The organism is Streptomyces sp. NPDC002671, assembly GCF_053592475.1.
Map to the genome: position 1 here is coordinate 1 of NZ_JBSFVU010000047.1, position 23,417 is coordinate 23,417.

Genomic DNA, 23,417 nt, shown 5'->3' on the forward strand with positions numbered 1-23,417 from the left:
CATTCCGAACCCGGAAGCTAAGCCTCACAGCGCCGATGGTACTGCAGGGGGGACCCTGTGGGAGAGTAGGACGCCGCCGAACTCCTTTTGAGAAAACCCCCGCATCTTCGGATGCGGGGGTTTTCTGCGTTCGGGGTCGATTACGCTCGTGCTCATGCGCTATGACCTCATCATCTTCGACAATGACGGCGTTCTGGTCGACAGTGAGCCGATCTCCAACCGGATTCTCGCCGCCTATCTGACCGAGCTGGGGCACCCGACGTCGTACGAGGACTCCATCCGGGACTACATGGGGTCGGCGATGCACCGCATCCATGAGCTGGTGCTGGAGCGGACCGGGCAGCGGCTGCCGGAGGAATTCGACGACGTCTTCCATGCTCGCGTGTTCGCCGCGTTCGAGCGGGAGTTGAAGGCCGTGGCCGGCGTCGACGGCGTGCTGGAGAAGCTGGCCGCCGACGAGGTGCCGTACTGCGTGGCCTCCTCCGGAAGTCATGAGCGGATCCGGGTGGGGCATCGGACGACCGGGCTGGACCGGTGGTTCGAGGACGAGCGGATCTTCAGTGCGCAGGACGTGGGGCGAGGGAAGCCCGCGCCCGATCTCTTCCTGTACGCGGCCGAGCGGATGGGAGTTCCGCCGCAGCGGTGCCTGGTCATCGAGGACTCTCCGCTGGGCGTCCAGGCGGCCGTGGCGGCCGGGATGGACGTGTACGGGTTCACCGCGATGACGCCGGCCGCCAAGCTCGCCGAGGCTCAGCAACTCTTCTCCACCATGGGGGAGTTGGCTGACCTGCTGGTATGACCCGAGGCAGCGGCCTGAGCTGACAATTGTCATGCGGACCACCGGACGATTGCTTCTACCGGCGGCCCCCTCCCGGCGGCGAAGCTGAGGGCATGACGAAGAAGACGAGCGTTCTGGACAACTTCAAGCCGCTGATCCTGGACGTGGCTGTGCCGCTCGGCTCGTACTACGTCCTCAAGGACGCCTTCGGGCTGAGCACCTTCGCGGCGCTGGCCTGGAGCAGCGTGGTGCCGGCCGTGCGGACCGCGTGGAGCCTGGTCAGGGAGCGCAGGACCAACGGCCTGGCCGGCCTGATCCTGGTCGTCAACGTCGTCTCGCTGCTGCTGAGCTTCGTCTCCGGGGACCCGCGGCTGATGCTCGCCAAGGACAGCGGGGTCAGCAGCGCGGTCGGCATCGGGATCCTGGTCTCCGTCGCGCTGGGCAAGCCGATGATGACCGCCGGTATGAAGCCCTTCCTGGTGAAGGGGGACGCGGACAAGGAGGCCGCCTGGGAGCGGCTGGTGTCCGGGGTGGCGGCCGGGTCCGGGGCCTTCCAGCGCAAGGAGCGGGCGTTCTCCGTCGTCTGGGGTGTGGTGCTGCTCGTCGAGTGCGTCGTGCGGGCTGTGGGGGCGTACACCATCCCCGTGGACACCATGGTGTGGCTCGGCACCGTCATCATGATCGGCGCGATGGCGATCGCGTTCGTCGTCAGCGGTGGCCTGGCCGTCGAGCCGATGGAGAAGTTGCTGGCCGCCGAGGTCGAGGCCGGCCGGGCCGAGGTGCCCGCGTCCCTCACCCCCGTCGCCGCCTGATCTGCTGTCGGCGCGGCCTGACCCGGCGCTCGGTCGACTCGGCAAAGCTGAAGGAAATTCATCTTTGGCTGGATCTACCCACAGGTAGCCTGGGGCCCTACGCTCGCCGCCATGACTGATGTGCTGCGGCGCGGTAGGGCCTCGTTGGCGTTCAGCTTCTTCGCCCAGGGCGCCACCTTCGCCCTGCTCGTGACGCGGATCCCGGCCATCCAGGACCGGTACGGCATCTCGGACGCGCTGCTGCCCGTCTTCCTGGCGGCCGTCCCGATCCTCGCCGGGGCCGGCAGCGTGAGCACCGAGCAGCTGGTGAAGCGGATACGGCCCAGCCGGCTGCTGCGCTGGTCCCAGCCGCTCGTGCTGCTGGCGCTGCTCGGTGTCGGGGCCGGCGGGCACGGGCAGGTGGCCGAGGTGGCGATCGCGCTCGGCGCGTTCGGGCTGGCCGTGGGGGCGCTGGACGCCTCCATGAACATGCTCGGGGTGAGCCTGCAGCGGACATACGGGCGCAGCATCATGCTCAGCTTCCATGCCGCGTACAGCCTGGGCGGGATCGTGGGCGCCTCGCTCGCGTGGGTGGGCGCGCACTGGCACCTCGCGCTGTGGGTGTCGTACCTGCCGGTGGTGGCCGTGCTGCTGCCGGCGACGCTGGTGGGGAGCCGGTGGTACGTCGACGGGGAGCCGGGGCCCGTGGCGGCCGGCCAGGAGCAGGACGGGGACCAGGAGCGGGGCGGGGAGCTCGTCTTCAAGCTGTTGCTGCCGCTGTGTCTGGTGATGACCTTCGCCTACATCGGGGACTCGACGGTCTCCAACTGGAGCGCGAAGTACCTGAAGGACGTGCTGGGCAGCTCCGAACAGCTCGCGACCGTGCCGTACAACGTGTACATGGTGACCACGCTGGTGGGGCGGGCCGTCGGGGACCTCGGGGTGCGGCGGTTCGGGGCCGTGGCCGTCGTACGGCTGGGGGCGCTGGTGGCGGCCGGCGGGTTCGCGGTGGTGGCCTCGGCGCCCGGGGCGTGGGTCGGGATGCTCGGGTTCACCCTCCTGGGGCTGGGGTTGTGTGTGCTGGTGCCGCAGACGTTCGCGGCGGCCGGGCGGCACGCTTTTGAAAATCACGGCCCGGGGGCCTCGGATGCCGCCATCGCGCGGCTCAACATCTTCAACTACGTCGGATTCCTCGTCGGTTCGCCGTTGGTGGGGGCGCTCGGGGACTCCTGGAGCTATCGCGGGGCCATGCTGGTGCCGATGGTGTTGGTGCTGGTGACACTCGTGTACGCCAGGTCGTTCGCGACTCAACCGGACCGATACGGTGACGGGCATGAGCGGTGGCGCACGGCTGATGTGGGACGAGGCAGTAACGGGCTATGACTTCGGTCCGGGCCATCCGATGGACCCGGTCCGGCTGGAGCTGACCCGGAAACTCGTGGGGGCCTTCGGGCTCGACCGGGAGCTGGAGGTCGTCGCGGCGAAACCCGCCGGGGAGTCGACGCTGCGACTGGTCCACCGGGAGGACTACATCGAGGCCGTGAAGGCCGCGTCGGCGGATCCGGCGGGGGCCGACGGGTCGTATGGGCTGGGTACGGTCGACGATCCTGCCTTTGCCGGGATGCACGAGGTGTCCGCGCTGATCGCCGGGCAGTCGGTGGGGGCGGCGGAGGCCGTGTGGCACGGGGGCGTCGAGCACGCCGTCAACTTCGCGGGCGGGCTGCACCACGCGATGCCGGGCGGTGCGGCGGGCTTCTGCATCTACAACGACGCAGCGCTGGCCATCGCCCGGCTGCTGGAGCTGGGGGCCGAGCGGATCGCGTACGTGGACGTCGACGTGCACCACGGGGACGGGGTGCAGGCCGCGTTCTGGGAGGACCCGCGGGTGCTGACGATCTCGCTCCACGAGCATCCCCGTACGTTGTTCCCGCAGACCGGGTGGCCGCAGGAGACCGGGGCCGGGGCCGGGGAGGGGGCCGCGGTGAACGTCGCGCTGCCGGCGGGGACCGGGGACGCGGGGTGGCTGCGGGCGTTTCATGCGGTGGTGCCGGAGCTGCTCGCGGAGTTCCGGCCGCAGGTGCTGGTCTCGCAGCACGGCGCCGACACGCACTTCGAGGATCCGCTGGCGCATCTCGCCGTTTCGCTGGACGCGCAGCGGGCGGTGCAGGTGGCGTGCCATGAGCTGGCGCACGAGTACGCCGGGGGGAAGTGGGTCGCCCTTGGGGGCGGGGGGTACGCGGTGGTGGATGTCGTGCCGCGGTCGTGGACGCATCTGGTGGGGATCGCGGCGGGGAGGGAGGTGGCTCCCGAGACGATGATCCCTGAGGGGTGGCGGCAGGAAGTGTTCGCGCGGACTCGGCAGTTGGGGCCGCAGCGGATGACTGATGGGCGGTGGCCGGTGTCCTGGGCGCCCTGGGAGTCCGGGTACGACCCCGCTGATCGCTTGGATCAGGCGGTGCTGGCGACGCGGCGTGCGGTGTTTCCGTTGCGAGGCCTGCTGGCCTGAGCGGGTGGGGTGACTCGGTAGTCGAAAGTGTGCCCGTTACTCCAACCGTGCGGTGTTCCCCCGTTCTCCGGGTGCCCGTCCGGGCGGTCCGTCACCATCGCTACGTGTTGGGCGTGGGCGCTCTTCGGGCGCATCTGTTGGCTGCTCGGCTGGCCGGGGTCGTCGGTACCTCGCGGGAGGTCAGTCTTCGTAGCTATCGGCTGTTCGCGGCCCGGGACCCTCGGGTGTTGATCGGGATCGATCCCGAGTGGGCCTGGGGGCAGCGGGAGTTGCTCGCGTTGATGGCGGAGAAGTGCGGGGTCTCCGGTGATCCCGCGCTGACGTCCGGGCCGGACGTGATCGATCCCGAGCTGACCCTGGCCGCGCTGGACGCGTTCGCGGAGCGGATCGGGGCCGTGGCGCGACGCGGGGCGCCGGTGCTGTTCGGGACCGGGCATCCGCACCGGCTGCTCGGGTTCTACGCAGGCTTGGCGGACGCGCTGTCGGCGGCGGGGTGTGAGGTGCTCACCCCCGCGCAGGGTCGCTGTGTCGACATATTGACCCGGTTCGGTCTACGCACGTGCAACCTCGACTACATCAGAGGTGTCGCTGTGGTGCGAGAAGACGAGGGCGAGCGCCCCGGTTGTGAGCCGGGTCTGCACAGCCACTCGCCGCTGCCGGTTCGGGTGGTGCTGGGTGCCGCGGCCGAGAGTGGCGGACCCCTGCCCGAGCTGGTCGTAGGGGACCACGGGTGGGTCTGTGGCGCAGGTCAGCTGGGGTTCGAGGCCATCGGGCTGGCCGACACCGACGACCCCGCGCCCTTCGTGGGGGAGGCGGAGGGGGTCGTGTCCGTCGTCGTTCCGCTTGATGACGGCGTGCGGTCCGATTACTACTATCCGCTCATCCGCTACGTACTCAAACGAGCGTGTCTGTCACAGTAGGCCGCCGATGGGTGCACCTCTTCCCCACTCGCATCACCCGCCCCTACATTGGGGAGTGAGCACGCAGCGACGAAGAGTCACCGGAAGGGGAAGCCGGTGGCCGTCGAGTGCGGAAGGTTCAGGTGTGTCATGGCTGCAGCTGGCGAGAGGCCTCTGAACGAGGTTCAGTTCCTTACCGTGGCGGAGGTTGCCTCGGTGATGCGAGTGTCGAAGATGACCGTGTACCGGCTGGTGCACAGCGGTCATCTGCCCGCGATCCGGGTGGGACGGTCCTTCCGTGTCCCGGAGCAGGCGGTTCACGAGTACCTTCGCGAGAGCTATGTGGGGGTGGAAACGGCCTGACGGCACTTCCGGTGAACACCGGGACATCCCTCGATTACGACCTCAGCGCTCGGGCGGGTAGGCTGGCCCCTCGTAGGTCGTATGGGCCCATGGCGCCCAAACACCGAGTGATGAGAAGTGAGCGAGGGTAGTCGTGGGCTCTGTTATCAAGAAGCGGCGCAAGCGGATGGCCAAGAAGAAGCACCGCAAGCTGCTCAAGCGCACGCGCGTTCAGCGCCGCAACAAGAAGTAAGCGGCGGCGACGTCAGAGCGTGTCCCTGTGGCCCTCCATCCCGATGGGGTGGGGGGCCACAGGCATGTCCGGGGAATGTCAGGGCACGTCCGGGGGCGTGTCCGGGACGTGCCCCGGGGCCCGGCATATTCCGATAGGGGAATTTCCCTCACCTCGTGCATGAGGCGGTCATCACAGCGCAACACCGAACCGCTAGGTTGGCCGTACACGGGTAACGCGGGAAGGAAGGCGCGGATCTTGGGGAAGGTCGTGCTCGTCACCGGAGTCGCCCGGCAACTGGGCGGCCGGTTCGTCCGGCGGATCCAGCGGGACCCGGACGTCGACCGGGTGATCGCCGTGGACGCGGTGCCGCCCGCGCACCACCTCGGCGGCGCCGACTTCGTCCAGGCCGACATCCGGCAGCCCACCATCGCCCGGGTGCTGGCCGAGACGGGCGCCGACACGGTCGTCCACATGGACGTGACGGGCACCGCGCTGCGCGGCGGCAGCCGGGCCACGGTCAAGGAGACCAACGTCATCGGCACCATGCAGCTGCTCGGCGCCTGCCAGAAGTCGCCGACCGTGCAGCGGCTGGTGGTGAAGTCCAGTACGAACGTGTACGGGTCCGCGTCCCGGGATCCCGCCGTGTTCTCGGAGACCACCTCGCCCAAGTCGCTGCCCAGCGGCGGCTTCGCGAAGGACGCCGTGGAGGTCGAGGGGTATGTGCGCGGGTTCGCCCGGCGGCGGCCCGATGTCGCCGTGTGTGTGCTGCGGTTCGCGAACATCCTGGGGCCGGCCGCCGAGACCCCGCTTGCCTCGTACTTCGCGCTGCCGGTGCTGCCCACCGTGTTCGGCTACGACCCGCGGCTGCAGTTCGTGCACGAGGACGACGTCATCGAGGTGCTGCGGATCGCCTCGCACGAGCCACGCCGGTCCACGCTGAACAGCGGCACCTTCAACATCGCCGGGGACGGCGTCCTGCTGCTCTCGCAGTGCTCCCGGCGCCTGGGCCGCCCCACTGTGCCGCTGCTGCTGCCCGCGGTCACCTGGACCGGCTCCCTGGTGCGCACGCTCGGGATGACGGACTTCTCGCCCGAGCAGATCCGGCTGCTCACCCACGGCCGGGTGGTGGACACCGGCCAGATGCGCGAGACGCTGGGCTTCACGCCCAAGTACACGACGGCGGAGACGTTCGCGGACTTCGCCCGCGGGCAGGCCCCCGGGCTGCTGCCGCCGGAGGCCCTCGCGGGGGCCGTCGACCGGATCGCCGCGCTGTCCGCGAGAAGCGGCGGCCACCCCTCGACGCACACCCCGTAAACGCGCACCCCGTAGACGCACACTCCGTAGACGCACACCCCCTCGACGCACACCCTCTAGCGCCAACCGAGGAGCGCAGCAACGATGGCGGACGCCAAGGTCATTCCGTTCGACGACGGGTCCGACCGGGCCGACCGGTCCGACCGGCCCCGTGGGAGCGCCGTGCCGCGCCCGGCGCGGCGCCGGAGCAGGGGGAGCCGGGGCAAGGGGGGCGAGCACGTGGGGGTGCGCGAGGTCGCCGAGGTCCCCGAGGTCGCTGACGTCCAGCCCCTGCCGGGGCGGGCCACCGCGCAGGATGATGGGCCTGTGAGCCGCGAGGAGGAGCGACGGGACCAGGCGCCCGAGCAGGGCGCGGCGGACGAAGGAGTTCTGGAGCGGCGCGTGGCGTCCGGGCTGGCCTTTCTGCGCCGCCGGCTGACCGGGGACTACCAGGTCGACGACTTCGGCTACGACGAGGAGTTGACCGACCAGATCCTGATGTCGCTGCTACGGCCGCTGTACGAGAAGTACTTCCGCGTCGAGGTGAAGGGCATCGAGAACATCCCGGCCGAGGGCGGGGCGCTGATCGTCGCCAACCACTCCGGGACGCTGCCGCTGGACGGCCTGATGATGCAGGTCGCCGTGCACGACCACCATCCGGCGGGGCGGCATCTGCGGCTGCTCGCGGCCGACCTGGTCTTCGTCCTGCCGGTGGTCAACGAACTGGCCCGCAAGCTCGGCCACACCCTCGCCTGCACGGAGGACGCCGAACGGCTGCTGGGGCAGGGCGAGCTGGTCGGGGTGATGCCGGAGGGCTTCAAGGGCATCGGGAAGCCTTTCAGCGAGCGGTACAAGCTCCAGCGGTTCGGGCGGGGCGGCTTCGTCTCCACGGCCCTGCGCAAGGGGGCACCGATCATTCCGTGTTCGATCGTCGGGGCCGAGGAGATCTACCCGATGATCGGCAACAGCAAGACCCTGGCGCGGGTGCTCGGTTTCCCGTACTTCCCGCTGACGCCGACCTTCCCGTGGCTGGGTCCGCTGGGGGCGATCCCGCTGCCCACGAAGTGGACCATCCAGTTCGGCGAGCCGATCCCCACGGACGGCTATCCGCCGGAGGCGGCCGAGGACCCGATGCTGATGTTCAACTTGACCGACCAGGTGCGGGAGCAGATCCAGCACACGCTGTACAAGCTGCTGGTGCAGCGGCGGTCGGTGTTCTTCTGAGCCTTCCCGTGAACCTTCCGGTGAGCCTTCCGGACGTACGACATCGGGGGCGCCCCGCTCGGGTGGGCCGGACGCGGGGAGCACCGGACCGGGGTCGGCCGGCCACAGCCGCCGGTCGGGGGCCGGCGCAGCTGTCCGAAGCCTGCGAAGCAGTGCGAGGGCAGCAGACAGGAGGGGCCAAGCTGCTGGTGCAGCGGCGGTCGGTGTTCTTCTGAGCCTTCCCGTGAACCTTCCGGTGAACCTTCCGGACGTACGGCATCGGGGGCGCCCCGCTCGGGTGGGGCGCCCCCGATGCCGTTGCCTTACGGCCTAGTTCGCGTCGTGGTCGTCGATGCCCAGGCCCGGGAGGAGGCCCGGGAGGAGGGGCGGGAGGGTGACGTCCGGCTCGGGGATGGGGGGTTTGCTGATGGACGGAGTGGAGCCGGTACCGCCGGTCTTCGGCGGGTCGAGCAGGCCGCCCGTGCTGCCCCCGATCAGGCCCTCGTCGCTGCTGCCGGTGGCCGACTCGCTCGGGCTGCCGGACTTCGCGTGCTTGCCGGAGGAGGGGGTGTTGCCGGCGGACGGCGCGGTCGACCGGTGGGTGCCGGGGGAGCCGGTGGATGCCGAGCCGGAGCCCTGTTGCCCGCTGCCGCCGGTGTGGTCGGGCGGTTGCGGGAGCAGGGACTGCAGCGGGGCGACCTCTTCGTCTATGGCGTCGAAGACCGACGAGACCTCGTCTTTGACGTCACCGAGCTGTACGGGCAGCCTGTCGCTGAGCGCACTCCAGGCGTCCCGGTGCGAGCGGGAGAACGCCGAGAGCGCCTGGATGGGGCCCAGGGAGTCGGGGTCGCGCTGGTAGGCCGCGTGCAGCAGGCGGTGGCCCTCGGTGACGTCGTGCCGCATCCCGGACAGGGTGCGGCGGATCTCGCCGATGGACTCGTGGTCGAGGTGGCCGCCCCGGTCGCGTTCCATCAGCCGGCGCGCCTCGCTCAGCCGGGTGGAGGCCTGGTCGAGGTAGGTCTGGCCGCGCTCGTCGTCGCCATCGCTCAGGTAGTTGAGCTTGAAGTCCTCGATGCCGCGCTTGAGGCCGTACAGCGAGTCGCCGGGCAGGGCGTCGGAGCTGGCGGCGGCGACCCCGCCGAAGGCTCCTGCGGCCACGCCGACGCTGAGCCCGCCGGCCGCGAGGCCCTTGGTCAGCCGGGAACGCGGCCGGAGTTTGCCGAGCGGGCTCGCCCGGTGTGCGCCCCGGCCCCGGGCCCGTTGCTCGGGTACCGGCGGATCAGCCGCCCCCGTGCCCTCCCGGAGCATGGCCTCCATCGCTGCCACCAGCTGGGCGCGCTGGACGACCTTGACCTCAGGGTCGAGCTGCGGCTTCGGCAGCGCGCCGAGTTCCGCCGCGAGGGCCAACAGCTCGCCCTGCTCGCGCGGTTCCTGGGCGGTCGGCGGCGATCCCGCCGGTGCTGCGGACTGCTCGGCCGCCGGGTCCCGGTCGTACTGCTCCTCCAGGGCCTGGGCGAAGGCGTTCGCCCGCCGGTGTGCCGATACGTTCGCGATCACTGGCGGCACCTCCTCTCGTCATGACGGTCGACTCCCCAGGGGGTCCTGAGGGTTGCACGCCCACGAGCACTTCCACACGATCGAGCGATCAGGGTCGGCCAGGACGTGACCACAGGGAGCCTGTATCCCGCACAACGAGCGGCTCGGCACTTGGGTTACGGACGGCGGATGATCGGATCAGAAAAGCAACGGGCTTTCACGGAACGTGAGTTGGGCGTCGCCGAGGGTGGCCGGTCGGGCCGGGGGCGGCTGGGTGCGGCCGGGGTCAGCGGGCGTCGTCCGGCAGGAGCCGGGCGAGGGTGCGCACGGCCCGGTACTGGAGGGTCTTGATGGCACCCTCGTTCTTGCCCATCACACGGGCGGTCTCGGCGACCGAGAGGCCCTGGAGGAAGCGGAGCGTCACGCACTCCTGCTGCTGCGGGTTCAGCCGTCGTACGGCGTCGAGCAGCGCGGCGTTGGAGAGGGACTCCAGGACGGAGTCCTCGGGCGAGCGTTCGACCTCGTTGGCGTCGAGCATCTCGCCGGTGGTGACCTCCAGGCGGAAGCGGCTGGACTTGAAGTGGTCGGCGACGAGGTTGCGGGCGATCGTGACCAGCCAGGCGCCGAAGTCGCGGCCCTGCCAGGTGAAGGTGCCGATGCGGCGCAGGGCCCGCAGAAAGGTCTCGCTCGTGAGGTCCTCGGCGGTCGCCTTGCCGCCCACCCGGTAGTAGATGTACCGGTACACGGTGTCGCTGTACTGGTCGTAGAGCCGCCCGAAGGCCTCGGCCTCGCCGGCCTGGGCGCGCTCGACGAGGTCCATCATCCGGGCGCTGTCGCTGTCGGCGGCCGGACGGCGGGCGGTGGCCGCACCGGTGGCGCGCGCTCGTCTGCCGACCGCGGCGCTGCCCTCGGCCAGTGCGTAGCACGGGCCTACGGGCGCGGCGGCGAAGGCGGGGACGGCGTACGCGGTGGGGACGAAGCCGCGCAGCGTCTCTTTGACCGCCGCGACTGTTGCGCGCAGCGTAGCCAGGCCCGAGGCGTCAACCCCGACGTGTGGGTACACGGGACTCCCAGAGGCAGAGCTTCCATCACGTGCAGTGCGGGACCTTTCACCCGTCGTAGCGACGGAGGGGTACCGGTTTGCGTCTGAGGAGAATAACGCTTCGTGCAGGCACTGCTACACCCAGTTGCTCAAATCATCGATTACGTCGCTTCTGTAACCGATTGACGCCCGATCAAGTGCCCCAGATTGACCGCTTGTTGATCGAAAAAGAGCCGGTTTCGGCGAAAGAGGGGGCGTGTTGGGGGAGGGCAGGCATAATCGCGCGGCAGGCGACACGTTTCGGCACCGAGGGGCACATGCCAAACCCCGGTGCTGTTGCCGGGACTGTTGCTATCGACGGCGCCGGCTCAGCGCGATCGCCGCCGCCGTGCCACCGGCCACCGCGCCGACGCCCGCCGCCGCCGGGATGCCGACCTTCGCCGCCTTGCGGCCCGTGCGGTAGTCCCGCAGGCGCCAGTCCTGTTCGCGGGCGTGCCTGCGCAGCTTGGCGTCCGGGTTGATGGCGTAGGGGTGGCCGACCAGCGACAGCATCGGGATGTCGTTGTGGGAGTCGCTGTACGCGGCGCAGCGCGAGAGGTCGAGGCCCTCGGCCGCGGACAGCGCGCGGACCGCCTCCGCCTTGGCCGGGCCGTGCAGCGGCTCGCCCACCAGTTTGCCGGTGTAGATGCCGTCGACGGACTCCGCGACCGTGCCGAGCGCGCCGGTGAGGCCGAGGCGGCGGGCGATCACCGTGGCGATCTCCATCGGCGCGGCGGTGACGAGCCACACCTTCTGGCCCGCGTCCAGATGGGCCTGGGCGAGCGCCCGGGTGCCCGGCCAGATGCGCTCGGCCATGTACTCGTCGTAGATCTCCTCGCCGATCGACTGCAGTTCGGCGACCCGGTGGCCCTTGACGATCGACAGGGCCGAGTCGCGGGCGTCCTGCATGTGCTCGGGGTCCTCGACGCCGGCCAGCCGGAACCAGGCCTGCTGCCAGGCGAACCGGACGAGGTCGCGGGTCTCGAAGAACTTCCGCTTGTACAGGCCCCGGCCGAAGTGGAACAGGGACGCGCCCTGCATCACGGTGTTGTCGAGGTCGAAGAAGGCCGCCGCCTTGTCGTCGCCGATGACCGGGAACTCCGGTTCCTTCTCCTCGGCGGCCTCAGGGGCTTCCTGGGCTTCCTGTGAGGACTTGCGGGCGGCCTCCGCCGATGCCTCGCCTGCCAACACGCTCCGCGCCGTGGCGGAGCGCCTACGGGGAGTGAGCCATCCTAGAGCGGCCATGCCGTGAGCATAGCCAGTTTGTTCGGGGCTTCCGGAGTCGAGAGGTTGGAAGGGTGTGAACTCTCCGCGACCGGGCCGTTAAACGGGCGCGGGGACCGGCGCGAGAATGGCGCCATGACTCCACTTTTCCGACGCAAGCCCGCCCCCGGTGAGCGGTTGGTCACCCTCGTCCGCAAGCCCGGCTGCCACCTGTGCGACGACGCGCAGGCCGTGATCGAGAAGGTCTGCGGCGAACTCGGCGTGCCCTGGGAGCAGCAGGACATCACCGAGGACAAGGAGCTGTACGACCAGTACTGGGAGCAGATCCCCGTCGTCCTCGTGGACGGGAAGCAGCACACCTTCTGGCGCGTGGACGAGGGCCGGCTCCGCAAGGAACTGACCGGGAACTGATCATGAACAGGCAGGGAATCCTCCGTGAACCGGAACCGAACTGACCGATCGGTACAAGCCCTGTCGAACGTCGCTTAGGATCGATGGCGGTTTGGTCTCGGGGGTGGGATTCACGAGGAGTGTGTCGTTTTGCCCCCAGGCGGAGCCCCGGGTTTGACCTGCGTGACCCCGGTCACGTTGGCCGGGCAAATCGGACACCATCTTTGTGCACGCGTTCACAAAGACATAGCCTGCTGTCGACGGGGCGGTCTGGGGACGTATGACCGCCCGCAGCCCCGCTCTACCCGCAGGAGCACCGTGGCAACTGGCCGATCACACCGACCGGCGACCCGTAGCCGAGGGATTCCCGAGGCCACCGTCGCCAGGCTTCCGCTGTACCTCCGAGCCCTGACCGCACTGTCGGAGCGCTCGGTCCCCACGGTCTCCTCCGAGGAACTGGCCGCGGCGGCGGGGGTCAACTCCGCCAAGCTGCGCAAGGACTTCTCGTACCTGGGCTCCTACGGAACGCGCGGTGTCGGCTACGACGTGGAGTATCTCGTCTACCAGATCTCCCGCGAACTCGGCCTCACCCAGGACTGGCCGGTCGTCATCGTCGGTATCGGTAATCTCGGCGCCGCCCTGGCCAACTACGGCGGGTTCGCCTCCCGTGGCTTCCGCGTGGCCGCGCTGATCGACGCCGACCCGGCGATGGCGGGGAAGCCGGTCGCCGGTATCCCGGTGCAGCACACCGACGACCTGGAAAAGATCATCAAGGACAACGGGGTGTCCATCGGCGTGATCGCCACCCCGGCCGGCGCCGCCCAGCAGGTCTGCGACCGCCTGGTGGCCGCCGGGGTCACCTCCATCCTGAACTTCGCGCCGACCGTCCTGTCCGTCCCGGACGGCGTCGACGTACGCAAGGTCGACCTCTCCATCGAGCTGCAGATCCTCGCCTTCCACGAGCAGCGCAAGGCCGGCGAGGAGACCACCGTGGGCGAGACCGCGCTGCCCGCGGCCACCACGCGCGAAGAGCGCGAGGACCGCGGCGCGCGCGGGGAGCGCGACGAATCCTCCGACCAGGGGCCCGACGGGGACGTACCCGCCGTGATGCCGGCATGAGTCTCCTCGTCGTCGGGCTGAGCCACCGCAGCGCCCCGGTCAGCGTGCTGGAGCGGGCCGCGCTGGGCGCGGACGCCCAGGTCAAGCTGGTCCAGGACACGGTCGCCGCCGAACCCGCCACCGAGGCCGCGGTGCTCGCCACCTGCAACCGCATCGAGCTGTACGCCGACGTGGACAAGTTCCACGCCGGTGTCGCCGAGCTGTCCACGCTGCTCGCCCAGCACAGCGGGGTCGGCCTGGAAGAGCTGACGCACTACCTGTACGTGCACTACGAGGACCGGGCCGTCCACCACCTGTTCTCGGTGGCCTGCGGGCTCGACTCCATGGTCGTCGGCGAGGGCCAGATCCTCGCCCAGATCAAGGACTCCCTCGCCCGTGCCCAGGAGCTGCACTCCGCCGGCAAGCTGATGAACGACCTGTTCCAGCAGGGCCTGCGGGTCGGCAAGCGCGCCCACTCCGAGACCGGCATCGACCGGGCCGGACAGTCCCTGGTCACCTTCGGTCTGGAGCAGCTGGCCGCGGGCGGGCCCGTGCCGGAGTGGGCCGCGGGCAAGAAGGCGCTGGTCATCGGGGCCGGTTCGATGTCCTCCCTGGCCGCCGCGACGCTCGCGCGGGCCGGTGTGGCCGAGGTGGTCGTCGCCAACCGCACCTTCGAGCGCGCCGAGCGGCTCGCCACGATCCTCGCCGAGGCCGACGACAACGCGGTGACCGCCCGCGCGGTACGGATGGACGCCGTGCCGGACGAGCTGACACGTGCCGACATCGTCGTCTCCTGCACCGGGGCGACGGGCCTGGTGCTCACGGCGGAGGCCGTCGCGCAGGCCGTCGAGGGCCGCACCGGCGCGTCCGCCGCCGAGGCCGCCGACACCGCTCGTACGGCCGTGCAGGCCAAGGCGTCGCCGGTGTCCGCCGGCGTCGGCGCCGACGAGAACTGCCCGCTGGACCTGGCTTCCGTGCAGCCCGGCTTCTCCCTCATGGGCGAGGCCGCCGTGGCCGGCATGGACGCGGCCACACTGGAGCAGCACGCGGCCTGGGTCGACAACGGCACCGTGGACCGCCGTGGTGGGGGTACCTCCCACGCCGTCCAGGCAGTGGGGGAGTCCCGCCGCAGCCCCGAGGCCGACGCCGAGCTGATCACCGCGCTCGCCGCGACCGTCGCCACCGTCGGCCGCATCCCCGAGCGCCGCAAGCCCGAGCCGGCCGCCCGGATCCCGCGCCCGGCCCCGGCCGTCTTCCTCCTCGACCTCGCCATGCCCCGCGACATCGACGCGGCCGTGCACCGGCTGGCCGGGGTGCGCCTGGTGGACATCGAGTCGCTCGCGGAGGCCTCCGCGGACGCTCCGATGGCGGCCGACGTCGACCAGGTCCGGCGTATCGTCTCCGACGAGGTCGCGGCCTTCGGCGCGGCGCAGCGGGCGGCGCACATCACGCCGACCGTGGTCGCGCTGCGCACCATGGCCGCCGACGTCGTCGCCGGCGAGATAGCGCGGCTCGACGGCCGCCTGCCCGACCTGGACGAGCGCCAGCGCGGCGAGATCCGGCAGGCCGTGCACCGGGTCGTCGACAAGCTGCTGCACGCGCCGACCGTACGGGTCAAGCAGCTCGCGGCCGAGCCCGGCGGCGCCGGGTACGCGGACGCGCTGCGCACCCTGTTCGACCTCGACCCCGAGACGGTCGCCGCCGTCTCCCGGGCCGAGGACAGCACAGACGAGAAGGACCGACCGGCATGAGTGAGAAGGCTTTGAGGCTGGGGACACGGCGCAGCAAGCTCGCCATGGCCCAGTCCGGGCAGGTGGCGGACGCCGTCAGCCGGGTGACCGGACGGCCGGTCGAGCTGGTCGAGATCACCACGTACGGCGATGTGTCCCGCGAGAGCCTCGCCCAGATCGGCGGCACGGGCGTGTTCGTCACGGCGCTGCGTGACGCGCTGCTCAAGGGCGAGGTCGACTTCGCGGTTCATTCGCTCAAGGACCTGCCCACCGCGCAGCCCGAGGAACTGGTCCTGGCGGCCGTACCGCCGCGCGAGGACCCCCGGGACGTGATCGTCGCGCGCGACGACCTCAAGTTCACCGACCTGCCGCGCGGGGCGCGCATAGGCACCGGCTCGCCGCGCCGCATGGCCCAGCTGAACGCGTACGCCCGCGCCCACGGCCTGGACATCGAGACGGTCGCGATCCGCGGCAACGTCGACACCCGCATCCGGTACGTCCGCGACGGCGAACTGGACGCGGTCGTGCTGGCCGCCGCCGGACTGAACCGGATGGGCCGGATCGACGAGGTGACCGACTTCCTGTCGGTCGACACGGTTTTGCCCGCCCCCGGCCAGGGGGCCCTGGCGATCGAGTGTGCCGCGGACAACGCGGACCTGATCGCGGCGCTCGGCGCGCTGGACGACCCGTTCACGCGGGTCGCCGTCACCGCCGAGCGATCACTGCTCGCCGCCCTGGAGGCCGGCTGCAGCGCCCCTGTGGGCGCGCTGGCCGACCTGTTGGCCGACGGGCAGATTGTCAAGGAAATGCGCCTGCGGGGCGTCGTCGGCACGACCGACGGCACCCGCATGGTGCAGTTGTCCACCACCGGTCCCGTGCCCCAGACGCACGAGGAGGCGATGGCACTCGGTCGCGAACTCGCCACCGAGATGCTCGCCCAGGGCGCGGCCGGTCTGATGGGGGAGCGAGCACATTGAGCCCCACCACCCTTCCCGCCGGCCTTGAACACGGGCACGTCACCTTCCTGGGTGCCGGACCCGGGGATCCGGGGCTGCTGACTCTGCGCGCCGTGGAGGCGCTGTCCCACGCGGACGTCCTGATCGCCGAGCACGAGGTGCTCGATGTGATCCGGACGCATGCGCGGCCGGGCGTCTCCGTGGTGCCGACAGACGCCGACGGGTCCTCGGAGTCGCTTCCGGGCACGGGCACGCCACAGCTGTCGGTCGTTGACGGCACGTCAAGAACCGCTGCTGTCCCGCCCGTGCGGGATGCCGCTCATCTTGTCATGGAGGCTGTGCGGGGCGGCAGGCGGGTCGTCCGTGCGGTGTCCGGGGACCCCGGACTCGACACGTACGCGGCCGAGGAGATGCTTGCCTGCGCCGCGTCGGGCGTCCCCTTCGAGGTGGTGCCCGGTGTCGCCGCCGCCGTCGGTGTGCCCGCGTACGCGGGTGTGCCGCTGCGGGACGCGCAGGGCGCGGACGTCCGCTTCGTGGACGCCCGGACCGCCTCCGACCGCTGCTGGACGGAGGTGGGCGCCTCCGACGGCACGGTGGTCGTCTCGACGACGCTGGACTCGGTGGCCGCCGCGGCCGGCGAGCTGGTCTCCGCGGGCCGCAAGCCGGACACCCCGCTGACGGTGACGATCGCCGGTACGACGACCCGCCAGCGCACCTGGACGGCGACCCTCGGCACGATCGCGCAGACGCTGAAGCAGGCGAAGGTCCTGCCGTCCCCGGACGGCGGCCGGTCCGTCATAGCCGTGGTCGGTGAGCGTTCCGCCGCCGCCCAGCGCGACCAGCTGTCGTGGTTCGAGTCCAAGCCGCTGTTCGGCTGGAAGGTGCTCGTGCCGCGCACGAAGGAGCAGGCGGCCTCGCTCTCCGACCAGCTGCGGTCCTACGGCGCCGTGCCGCACGAGGTCCCGACGATCGCGGTGGAGCCCCCGCGTACGCCCCAGCAGATGGAGCGCGCGGTCAAGGGCCTGGTGACGGGCCGCTACGAGTGGATCGCCTTCACCTCGGTGAACGCCGTCAAGGCGGTCCGGGAGAAGTTCGAGGAGTACGGCCTTGATGCTCGGGCTTTTGCGGGTATCAAGGTGGCTGCGGTGGGCGAGCAGACGGCCAAGGCGCTGATCGCCTTCGGCGTGAAGCCGGACCTGGTACCGAGCGGTGAGCAGTCGGCGGCGGGTCTGCTGGAGGACTGGCCGCCGTACGACCCGGTCTTCGACCCGATCGACCGTGTCTTCCTGCCGCGCGCCGACATCGCCACGGAGACGCTGGTCGCCGGGCTCATCGAGCTGGGCTGGGAGGTCGACGACGTCACGGCCTACCGGACCGTGCGGGCCTCGCCGCCGCCGGCGGAGACGCGGGAGGCGATCAAGGGCGGTGGCTTCGACGCGGTGCTCTTCACGTCCTCGTCGACGGTCCGGAACCTGGTGGGCATCGCGGGCAAGCCGCACAACGTGACGGTGATCGCGTGCATCGGTCCCGCGACGGCGAAGACGGCGGAGGAGCACGGGCTCCGGGTGGACGTGATGGCTCCGGAGCCGTCGGTGCACAAGCTGGCGGAAGCCCTGGCCGACTTCGGCCTGAAGCGGCGCGCTGCCGCGGTGGAGGCCGGGGACCCGGTTACTCGGCCCAGTGAGCGGCGGCCTGGGGCGCGGCGGCGCCGTTCGACGACGTGAGGTGTGGCGGAGTGCCCCTTGGCGGGGCACTCCGCCGTGCCGTCAGGCCGTCGGCGGGGCCAGGTATGTGACCGCCGGGCCGCAGTAGCTCGGCGGCAGGGTGAGCACCGGGCCGCGGCAGACCTGGATCACGATGCGGTCGATGCCGGTCGTGGTGGCCGGCTTGCCGAGGAGGAACTCGAAGCTGACGGCGGCGTTGTCGGCGGAGCGGGACTGCCGGTCGACGACGGTGCTGCCCGCGTAGGCGGTGAAGGTGGCCGTGCCGGCGTAGCCGTCGCTGGGGCAGGCGCTGCCGGGGTCGCCGGGCAGCGGACGGTCGGTCAGCCGGCCCTTGACGTCGACGGGGCCGGCCGGCAGCGGTGAGGTGGTGCCGTAGGTCCAGCCGAGGGTTCCGCTGGTGCTGCCGTAGTGGCAGGCGTCACCGGAGTCGGCGGCGAACTGCTGGCTGATGGTGGCCGCGTCGGCCGTGCCGGGGAGTGCGAGGACGACGAGTGCTGCGGCGGGTGCGGCGAGATGTGCGAGACGCATGGGATCTCCCTTCGCTGTCTGCCAAGCAGAGGTCGCTGAGGTCAGCGGGTCAGCGGGTTACGCGGGGGTGCCGCCCGCGTAGTCGCCGTTGAACGTCGTCTCGATCGTCTGCGCCACCGGCTGGGCCACGCCCGTGCCGGTGAGGATGAGGCCCAGCTCGCGGTTGTTGCTCAGCGAGTTGGAGCTGATGTTCATGGAGCCCGCCTCGACCTCCTGAGTGGCGAGGCCGTAGTCGCCGACCATCGCCTTGGCGTGGATGTAGAAGCCGTTGGGGTCGGAGTAGCCGACGACCTTGCCGCCGGCGGCCTTGATGGCGGAGACCTGGCTGGAGTAGCTGGAGGGGTTCTCCAGGACCACGCGCACGGCGACGCCGGCCTTCGCGCGGGCCACGATCGCATTCACCACCGTGCTGTCGCTCAGCTCCAGCTCCTCGACGTCGAGCGTCTTGGTGGCGGAGTTGATGAAGGACACCAGGCGGCTGCGGGAGTCCGTGGGGGACCAGAGCAGGTGGTCGCCGTCGGTCGGAGTGATCGACGTCGCCGTGTAGTCGGCGTTGAAGACCTTCTCGATGGAGGCCACGTCCCGGGTGTCGTCGTCGAAGACGCCGTAGTCGCGGCTGGTCGTGTAGTACTGCGACGTCAGGTTGCCCGTCATGATCAGGGACTTGGTGCCGTCCACCGTGATCGTCTTCTGGTGGGTGTAGACGAAGGCGGACGACGACCAGACGACGCCGATGCCCGCGTTCTTCAGGGACGTGTACGCCGAGCCGTTGGCGCTCTGGTGCTGCCGGTCGAGGATGACGCGGACGGTGACGCCCTTGTTCTTGAGGGCGATCAGGTCGTTGACGGCCGTGGTGTCCTCAAGCTCGTAGATCGTCATGTCGAGCGAGGTCGTGGCCGAGTTGATGAAGCCGTAGACAGTGGGCTGGCTGCCGCTCCGGGAGAAGGCGAACGCGGAGTAGCTGGCCGCGTTCGCGGGAACGGCGGTGGCGACGACGGCGGCGCCGGCCGCCAGGGCTATGCCCGCGCGTCCGAGGACCTTCCACAGCATGCGTGACTCCTGTGTTGGTGGGGAGAACTCACAGAGGAGGGGTGGCGCGTGCATGACACCACGCGCGTAGAACGCTGAGGAGGCCTGCGCATCGAGGGACGGCCAGGAGAGCGCAAAGACTTGGTATCAGGGCGGGGGCGGGCCGACAGGGCGTCGGCAAAGGCGGGGCCCGGGCGGGCGTAGCGTAGACGGCATGACGAAGTACGGATCCTTTCCCGGTGCCCGTCCCCGGCGGCTGCGGACCTCGCCCGTCATGCGGCGGATGGTCGCCGAGACGCGACTGCATCCCGCCGACTTCATCCTCCCGGCGTTCGTGCGCGAGGGCGTGAGCGAGCCGGTGCCGATCACCGCCATGCCCGGCGTCGTCCAGCACACGCGCGACAGCCTGAAGAAGGCCGCGCTGGAGGCCGTGCAGGCCGGCGTCTCCGGGATCATGCTGTTCGGCGTGCCGGAGGAGAGCAAGAAGGACGCCCTCGGGACCCCGGGCACCGACCCGGACGGGATCCTCCAGGTCGCCATCCGGGACGTGCGCGCCGAGGTCGGCGACGAACTGCTGGTCATGTCCGACCTGTGCCTGGACGAGACCATCGACCACGGCCACTGCGGTGTCCTCGACGCCGAGGGGCGCGTGGACAACGACGCCACCCTGGAGCGGTACGCCGAGATGGCCCAGGTGCAGGCCGACGCGGGCGCCCACGTCGTCGGGCCCAGCGGCATGATGGACGGCCAGATCGGCGTCATCCGCGACGCGCTGGACCAGATCGGCCGCGAGGACGTGGCGATCCTCGCCTACACCGCCAAGTACTCCTCCGCCTTCTACGGCCCCTTCCGCGAGGCCGTCGGCTCCTCCCTCCAGGGCGACCGCAAGACCTACCAGCAGGACCCCGCCAACTGGCGTGAGTCCCTGCGGGAGTTGGCCCTGGACCTGGAGGAGGGCGCGGACATGGTCATGGTCAAGCCGGCCGGCCCCTACCTCGACATCCTGGCGCGCGTCGCGGACGTCGTGGACGTGCCGGTCGCCGCCTACCAGATCTCCGGCGAGTACTCGATGATCGAGGCCGCCGCCGAGAAGGGCTGGGTGGACCGGGACCGGGCCATCTTCGAGACCCTGACCGGCATCAAGCGCGCCGGGGCGCGGAACATCCTCACGTACTGGGCCACCGAGGTCGCGCAGAAGCTGCGCTGAGGTTCGCGGTCCGGATCACGGAATTCCGGGTGTAGACGGCACGCAAATCCCTAGGCTGCGGAGCGGTGGGACACACCGCCCCGCAGCCGAAGGAGAGCCGTACCATGACCGTCGCCGAGCCGCCCGCACCAACCCGCGCCCCCGTCCCGCCGCTCGCCGCCCGTGCCCGCACGGTCGGTGGTTCGCCGGTGCGGGACATCCTTGCGGTCACCGCACGCCCCGAGGTGATCAACTTCGCGGGCGGGCTCCCCGCGCCCGAACTGTTCGACAGGGACGGCATAGCGGCAGCGTTCGAGGCCGTCCTGACCGAGACCCCCGCCCAGGCCCTCCAGTACTCCACGACAGAGGGCGAACCGGCCCTCAGGGGCGGCCTGGCGTCCCGCATCACCGCCCAGGGCCTGCCGACGACGTCCGACGACCTCCTCATCACCACGGGCTCCCAGCAGGCCCTGTCCCTCCTGGCGACGGCGCTGCTCGAACCCGGCGACACGGTCCTCGTCGAAAGCCCCTGCTATCTGGCGGCACTTCAGGTCTTCGGCCTGGCGGACGCGCGGGTGGTGGCGGTGCCCGGGGACGAGGCGGGAATCGACCCGGCGGCCCTGGAGGAACTGATCCTCTCCGAGCGCCCGAAACTCCTCTACCTGGTCCCCACCTTCCAGAACCCCACCGGCCGTACGATGCCAGCGCAGCGCCGCGAGGAGCTCGCAGCGGTGGCCGCCCGCAGGGGCCTGTGGCTGATCGAGGACGACCCCTACGGCGAACTCCGCTACGACGGCGAGCGCGTCCCCTGGATCGCGTCCTACCCCGGAGCCGAGGACCGCACCGTCCTCCTGGGCTCCTTCTCCAAGGTCATGGCCCCGGGCCTGCGCCTGGGCTGGCTGCGCGCCCCGGCGGAACTGCGGCGGGCCTGCGCGGTGGCCAAGCAGGCGGTGGACCTCCACACGCCGACGCTCAACCAGCTTGCGGCGGCGAGGTACTTGGCGTCCCTCGACGCTCACGTGGCCCGCATCCGGAAGGTCTACGGTGCCCGCAGGGACGCCATGCTGGCCGGCCTCCCCGAAGCGCTCCCCGAGGGTTCGGCGTGGACCCGCCCCGAGGGCGGCATGTTCCTCTGGGCCCGCCTCCCGGAGCCGTACGACACGACAGCCCTCCTGCCCCAGGTGGTGAAGCAGGACGTGGCCTACGTCCCCGGCGCCCCCTTCTACGCCGGCACCCCCGACCCCTCCACCCTCCGCCTCTGCTTCGTGACCCAGACCCCGGACGAGATCAGTGAGGGCCTGCGCCGACTGGGCCGAGGGCTCCGCGGCTGAGGCCCGCCCGGCCCTCCCCGGCTCAGTCCCACCAGAAGGACCAGAGGGGCTCCCCGATCAACTTCTTCGCGTAGGCGCGGAGGCGGTCGGGGCCGTTCTGGAGGAGGTTGTCCGGGCAGAAGGCGAAGTGCTCCGCCGCGACCGCCTCGGCTTCCTCCTGGGTGGCGGGCGGCGCGGCGACGGACACGGTGAGCGTGTCGAAGCTCAGCGCCACCACGCGTATGCCGAAGCGGTCCTCCCAGGAGCGGAGGATCGCGCAGAGCGGGGCGACGTCGTTGTCGTAGTTCAGGGCGCCGGCCCACCCGATGGCTGCGGGGATGTCGGCGGACCGGCGGGCCGGAATGAGCGCCACGCGCGGGTCGGCCAGCCGCGGCAGGCTGCCGCCGGTCAGCGAGTCGGCCACCTGGGCGGCGCGGGTGTCGGGGTCGGCGGTGAGGACCGGGGCGGGCGCGAGACCGGGCCAGTCGGGCCCGAACGGCTCGATGAGCGAGTCGAGTTCCTCATCCTCCGTCTCCTCCTCCCAGTACTCCGCGAGGACCTCTTCGACGTCGTGATCACCCGGATAGGACATCTCCTCCGGGATCAACTCCCAGTTCTCCACAGGGCCCAGATCCCGCCCCACGTCAAGCAGCACCGGCACCAACCCGACCCGCGCCGCCGTCCCGGCCACCGCCTTCCAGGCACCGGGCGCGGCCTGCTTCCCGGAATGCCACAGCAGGGCTTCGATCAGCCTGCCGGGCGGAAGCTGAAGACCGAGGCTACGACCGCTCGGGTCGGTGGCCAGCTTGAGCAGCGGGTTGGGAAGAGTCGCCATGCCAGTGACTGTAAGGGGCCGCACTGACAACGGGGTTGGGGCGGGGTCGGCTTCGATGGTCGCCGTTGGGCCGCCCGCTTCTTGGCCAGTGTCGTGCTTCCGCGAGGCGAGTAAAGGGCGCTCCCGTTCCGCTGCGCTCCACTCCCGCGTCGCCTTCGGCGATGGCCCTTCGGGCCACCCTTGACTCGCCTCGCTCCAGCACGGGGAAGAAGCGAGCGGGCGGCCGGGGGAGCAGTGGGGGGCCTGGCGGTGTTGGGTCCCTCTGCCAGTTGTCCAGGCGCCGTCGGCTGTGAGGACGCGGGGGCGGGGCGGGGCACGCCGGGTGGGTTTGGCGGCTTGCGGCGAGTGGCCGGTGGGGGCCTGGAGCCGTTCGGAGGCGGGAGCCGCCCGGAGGGGGGAGCCGCTGGGAGGGCCGCTGAGACGAGGGTGATGGGCCTCGGAGGCGTCACACCCGTCTCTCCTGCCACCGGTTGGGTGGTGATTGGAAGGAATGGGCCGTGATTGGTGGATCTGTTCCGCCCTTGCAGCCTGCGGCAGGCCTCTGACCTGCGGACCTTCCCTCGGCTCCTGGCCCAAATCCACCAATCACCGCCAATTGCTGCCTGGGTGGGGGCGGGTGAGGCACCTGTGGCGTGTGAGGTCGCCGACCGATCGCCACCCGGTGGGGCGGTGCGGTGGGCGTGGCCGATACGGCGGACGGCCGCCCAGCCGGCCCGGCGTGCCCCCGACCGCCTGCCCGCGCT

The 23,417-nt window shown here is 70.9% G+C and carries 22 protein-coding genes and 1 rRNA gene; 17 read left to right on the top strand and 6 right to left on the bottom strand.

Annotated elements, in window-relative coordinates:
- The 10 genes from rrf to ACWD35_RS39320 form a co-directional block, all read left to right on the top strand.
- Positions 1-82, top strand: a 5S ribosomal RNA gene (gene rrf / locus ACWD35_RS39275); the annotation flags it as partial.
- A gap of 72 nt (positions 83-154) precedes the next feature.
- Positions 155-799 carry an HAD family hydrolase gene (locus tag ACWD35_RS39280; protein WP_451356155.1) on the top strand — a complete coding sequence of 215 codons (645 nt, stop codon included), beginning with the start codon at positions 155-157 and terminating at the stop codon, positions 797-799.
- Positions 800-891: 92 nt separating this feature from the next.
- Positions 892-1,590: a VC0807 family protein gene (locus ACWD35_RS39285; RefSeq protein WP_451356156.1), complete on the top strand. Its 699-nt coding sequence runs from the start codon at positions 892-894 to the stop codon at positions 1,588-1,590.
- 111 nt (positions 1,591-1,701) lie between these two features.
- Positions 1,702-2,952: an MFS transporter gene (locus ACWD35_RS39290; protein ID WP_451356157.1), complete on the top strand. Its 1,251-nt coding sequence runs from the start codon at positions 1,702-1,704 to the stop codon at positions 2,950-2,952.
- Positions 2,903-4,075 (top strand): acetoin utilization protein AcuC, encoded by a 1,173-nt coding sequence (locus tag ACWD35_RS39295; RefSeq protein WP_451356158.1) that lies wholly within the window; start codon positions 2,903-2,905, stop codon positions 4,073-4,075. Before ACWD35_RS39290 ends, ACWD35_RS39295 begins: the two co-directional genes overlap by 50 nt.
- Before the next feature lie 104 nt (positions 4,076-4,179).
- Complete coding sequence (locus tag ACWD35_RS39300) at positions 4,180-4,995, top strand: phosphatase (protein ID WP_451356159.1); 816 nt, start codon at positions 4,180-4,182, stop codon at positions 4,993-4,995.
- A 129-nt stretch (positions 4,996-5,124) separates the two neighbouring features.
- Complete coding sequence (locus ACWD35_RS39305) at positions 5,125-5,337, top strand: helix-turn-helix domain-containing protein (RefSeq protein ID WP_004984898.1); 213 nt, start codon at positions 5,125-5,127, stop codon at positions 5,335-5,337.
- Between the two features lie 133 nt (positions 5,338-5,470).
- Positions 5,471-5,569, top strand: a complete 99-nt coding sequence (locus tag ACWD35_RS39310; RefSeq protein ID WP_003948845.1) for a 30S ribosomal protein bS22 — start codon at positions 5,471-5,473, stop codon at positions 5,567-5,569.
- Between the two features lie 237 nt (positions 5,570-5,806).
- Entirely contained in the window at positions 5,807-6,865 is a 1,059-nt protein-coding gene (locus ACWD35_RS39315) for an NAD-dependent epimerase/dehydratase family protein (RefSeq protein ID WP_451356160.1), read from the top strand.
- A gap of 84 nt (positions 6,866-6,949) precedes the next feature.
- On the top strand, positions 6,950-8,068 hold the full coding sequence (locus ACWD35_RS39320) for a lysophospholipid acyltransferase family protein (RefSeq protein ID WP_451356161.1): 1,119 nt from the start codon (positions 6,950-6,952) through the stop codon (positions 8,066-8,068).
- A gap of 309 nt (positions 8,069-8,377) precedes the next feature.
- Here the strand turns inward: ACWD35_RS39320 and ACWD35_RS39325 are convergent, their stop codons facing one another.
- The 3 genes from ACWD35_RS39325 to ACWD35_RS39335 form a co-directional block, all read right to left on the bottom strand.
- Positions 8,378-9,604 carry a DUF5667 domain-containing protein gene (locus tag ACWD35_RS39325; protein WP_451356162.1) on the bottom strand — a complete coding sequence of 409 codons (1,227 nt, stop codon included), beginning with the start codon at positions 9,602-9,604 and terminating at the stop codon, positions 8,378-8,380.
- 265 nt (positions 9,605-9,869) lie between these two features.
- A complete protein-coding gene (locus ACWD35_RS39330; RefSeq protein ID WP_451356163.1) occupies positions 9,870-10,646 on the bottom strand; it encodes an ECF subfamily RNA polymerase sigma factor, BldN family in 777 nt (258 codons plus the stop codon).
- A 330-nt stretch (positions 10,647-10,976) separates the two neighbouring features.
- Positions 10,977-11,909, bottom strand: a complete 933-nt coding sequence (locus ACWD35_RS39335) for an HAD family hydrolase (RefSeq protein WP_451356164.1) — start codon at positions 11,907-11,909, stop codon at positions 10,977-10,979.
- 114 nt (positions 11,910-12,023) lie between these two features.
- Here ACWD35_RS39335 and ACWD35_RS39340 point away from each other — a divergent pair, with 114 nt between their 5' ends.
- The 5 genes from ACWD35_RS39340 to ACWD35_RS39360 all read left to right on the top strand — a co-directional run bounded on the left by ACWD35_RS39340 (position 12,024) and on the right by ACWD35_RS39360 (position 17,786).
- Complete coding sequence (locus ACWD35_RS39340) at positions 12,024-12,299, top strand: glutaredoxin family protein (protein ID WP_451356165.1); 276 nt, start codon at positions 12,024-12,026, stop codon at positions 12,297-12,299.
- Between the two features lie 297 nt (positions 12,300-12,596).
- Positions 12,597-13,397, top strand: a complete 801-nt coding sequence (locus ACWD35_RS39345; RefSeq protein ID WP_451356166.1) for a redox-sensing transcriptional repressor Rex — start codon at positions 12,597-12,599, stop codon at positions 13,395-13,397.
- On the top strand, positions 13,394-15,127 hold the full coding sequence (locus ACWD35_RS39350) for a glutamyl-tRNA reductase (RefSeq protein ID WP_451356167.1): 1,734 nt from the start codon (positions 13,394-13,396) through the stop codon (positions 15,125-15,127). The genes ACWD35_RS39345 and ACWD35_RS39350 overlap by 4 nt, the downstream gene beginning before the upstream one ends.
- Positions 15,124-16,083 carry a hydroxymethylbilane synthase gene (gene hemC / locus ACWD35_RS39355; RefSeq protein WP_451356168.1) on the top strand — a complete coding sequence of 320 codons (960 nt, stop codon included), beginning with the start codon at positions 15,124-15,126 and terminating at the stop codon, positions 16,081-16,083. The genes ACWD35_RS39350 and hemC overlap by 4 nt, the downstream gene beginning before the upstream one ends.
- Positions 16,080-17,786 (top strand): uroporphyrinogen-III synthase, encoded by a 1,707-nt coding sequence (locus ACWD35_RS39360; protein ID WP_451356169.1) that lies wholly within the window; start codon positions 16,080-16,082, stop codon positions 17,784-17,786. Before hemC ends, ACWD35_RS39360 begins: the two co-directional genes overlap by 4 nt.
- Before the next feature lie 42 nt (positions 17,787-17,828).
- On the opposite strand, the gene ACWD35_RS39365 is transcribed toward ACWD35_RS39360, so the two are convergent.
- Both ACWD35_RS39365 and ACWD35_RS39370 read right to left on the bottom strand, forming a co-directional pair.
- Entirely contained in the window at positions 17,829-18,314 is a 486-nt protein-coding gene (locus ACWD35_RS39365; RefSeq protein ID WP_451356170.1) for a hypothetical protein, read from the bottom strand.
- Between the two features lie 57 nt (positions 18,315-18,371).
- Complete coding sequence (locus tag ACWD35_RS39370; protein ID WP_451356171.1) at positions 18,372-19,364, bottom strand: phospholipase D-like domain-containing protein; 993 nt, start codon at positions 19,362-19,364, stop codon at positions 18,372-18,374.
- 193 nt (positions 19,365-19,557) lie between these two features.
- Here ACWD35_RS39370 and hemB point away from each other — a divergent pair, with 193 nt between their 5' ends.
- Positions 19,558-20,550: a porphobilinogen synthase gene (hemB, locus tag ACWD35_RS39375; protein WP_451356172.1), complete on the top strand. Its 993-nt coding sequence runs from the start codon at positions 19,558-19,560 to the stop codon at positions 20,548-20,550.
- A gap of 104 nt (positions 20,551-20,654) precedes the next feature.
- A complete protein-coding gene (locus ACWD35_RS39380) occupies positions 20,655-21,860 on the top strand; it encodes an aminotransferase-like domain-containing protein (RefSeq protein ID WP_451356173.1) in 1,206 nt (401 codons plus the stop codon).
- A gap of 22 nt (positions 21,861-21,882) precedes the next feature.
- Here ACWD35_RS39380 and ACWD35_RS39385 read toward each other — a convergent pair whose 3' ends face one another.
- Positions 21,883-22,674 (bottom strand): DUF4253 domain-containing protein, encoded by a 792-nt coding sequence (locus ACWD35_RS39385; protein WP_451356174.1) that lies wholly within the window; start codon positions 22,672-22,674, stop codon positions 21,883-21,885.
- Positions 22,675-23,417 lie beyond the last annotated feature (743 nt).

What these genes read in the sequence shown, in the direction of transcription:
- ACWD35_RS39380 (WP_451356173.1), top strand. Translation starts at nt 20,655, where the DNA reads ATGACCGTCGCCGAGCCGCCCGCACCAACCCGCGCCCCCGTCCCGCCG.
- ACWD35_RS39285 (WP_451356156.1), top strand. Translation starts at nt 892, where the DNA reads ATGACGAAGAAGACGAGCGTTCTGGACAACTTCAAGCCGCTGATCCTG.
- ACWD35_RS39320 (WP_451356161.1), top strand. Translation starts at nt 6,950, where the DNA reads ATGGCGGACGCCAAGGTCATTCCGTTCGACGACGGGTCCGACCGGGCC.
- ACWD35_RS39295 (WP_451356158.1), top strand. Translation starts at nt 2,903, where the DNA reads ATGAGCGGTGGCGCACGGCTGATGTGGGACGAGGCAGTAACGGGCTAT.
- ACWD35_RS39290 (WP_451356157.1), top strand. Translation starts at nt 1,702, where the DNA reads ATGACTGATGTGCTGCGGCGCGGTAGGGCCTCGTTGGCGTTCAGCTTC.
- ACWD35_RS39280 (WP_451356155.1), top strand. Translation starts at nt 155, where the DNA reads ATGCGCTATGACCTCATCATCTTCGACAATGACGGCGTTCTGGTCGAC.
- hemC (WP_451356168.1), top strand. Translation starts at nt 15,124, where the DNA reads ATGAGTGAGAAGGCTTTGAGGCTGGGGACACGGCGCAGCAAGCTCGCC.
- ACWD35_RS39340 (WP_451356165.1), top strand. Translation starts at nt 12,024, where the DNA reads ATGACTCCACTTTTCCGACGCAAGCCCGCCCCCGGTGAGCGGTTGGTC.
- ACWD35_RS39335 (WP_451356164.1), bottom strand. Translation starts at nt 11,909, where the DNA reads ATGGCCGCTCTAGGATGGCTCACTCCCCGTAGGCGCTCCGCCACGGCG.
- ACWD35_RS39305 (WP_004984898.1), top strand. Translation starts at nt 5,125, where the DNA reads ATGGCTGCAGCTGGCGAGAGGCCTCTGAACGAGGTTCAGTTCCTTACC.
- ACWD35_RS39350 (WP_451356167.1), top strand. Translation starts at nt 13,394, where the DNA reads ATGAGTCTCCTCGTCGTCGGGCTGAGCCACCGCAGCGCCCCGGTCAGC.
- ACWD35_RS39365 (WP_451356170.1), bottom strand. Translation starts at nt 18,314, where the DNA reads ATGCGTCTCGCACATCTCGCCGCACCCGCCGCAGCACTCGTCGTCCTC.
- ACWD35_RS39385 (WP_451356174.1), bottom strand. Translation starts at nt 22,674, where the DNA reads ATGGCGACTCTTCCCAACCCGCTGCTCAAGCTGGCCACCGACCCGAGC.
- ACWD35_RS39370 (WP_451356171.1), bottom strand. Translation starts at nt 19,364, where the DNA reads ATGCTGTGGAAGGTCCTCGGACGCGCGGGCATAGCCCTGGCGGCCGGC.
- hemB (WP_451356172.1), top strand. Translation starts at nt 19,558, where the DNA reads ATGACGAAGTACGGATCCTTTCCCGGTGCCCGTCCCCGGCGGCTGCGG.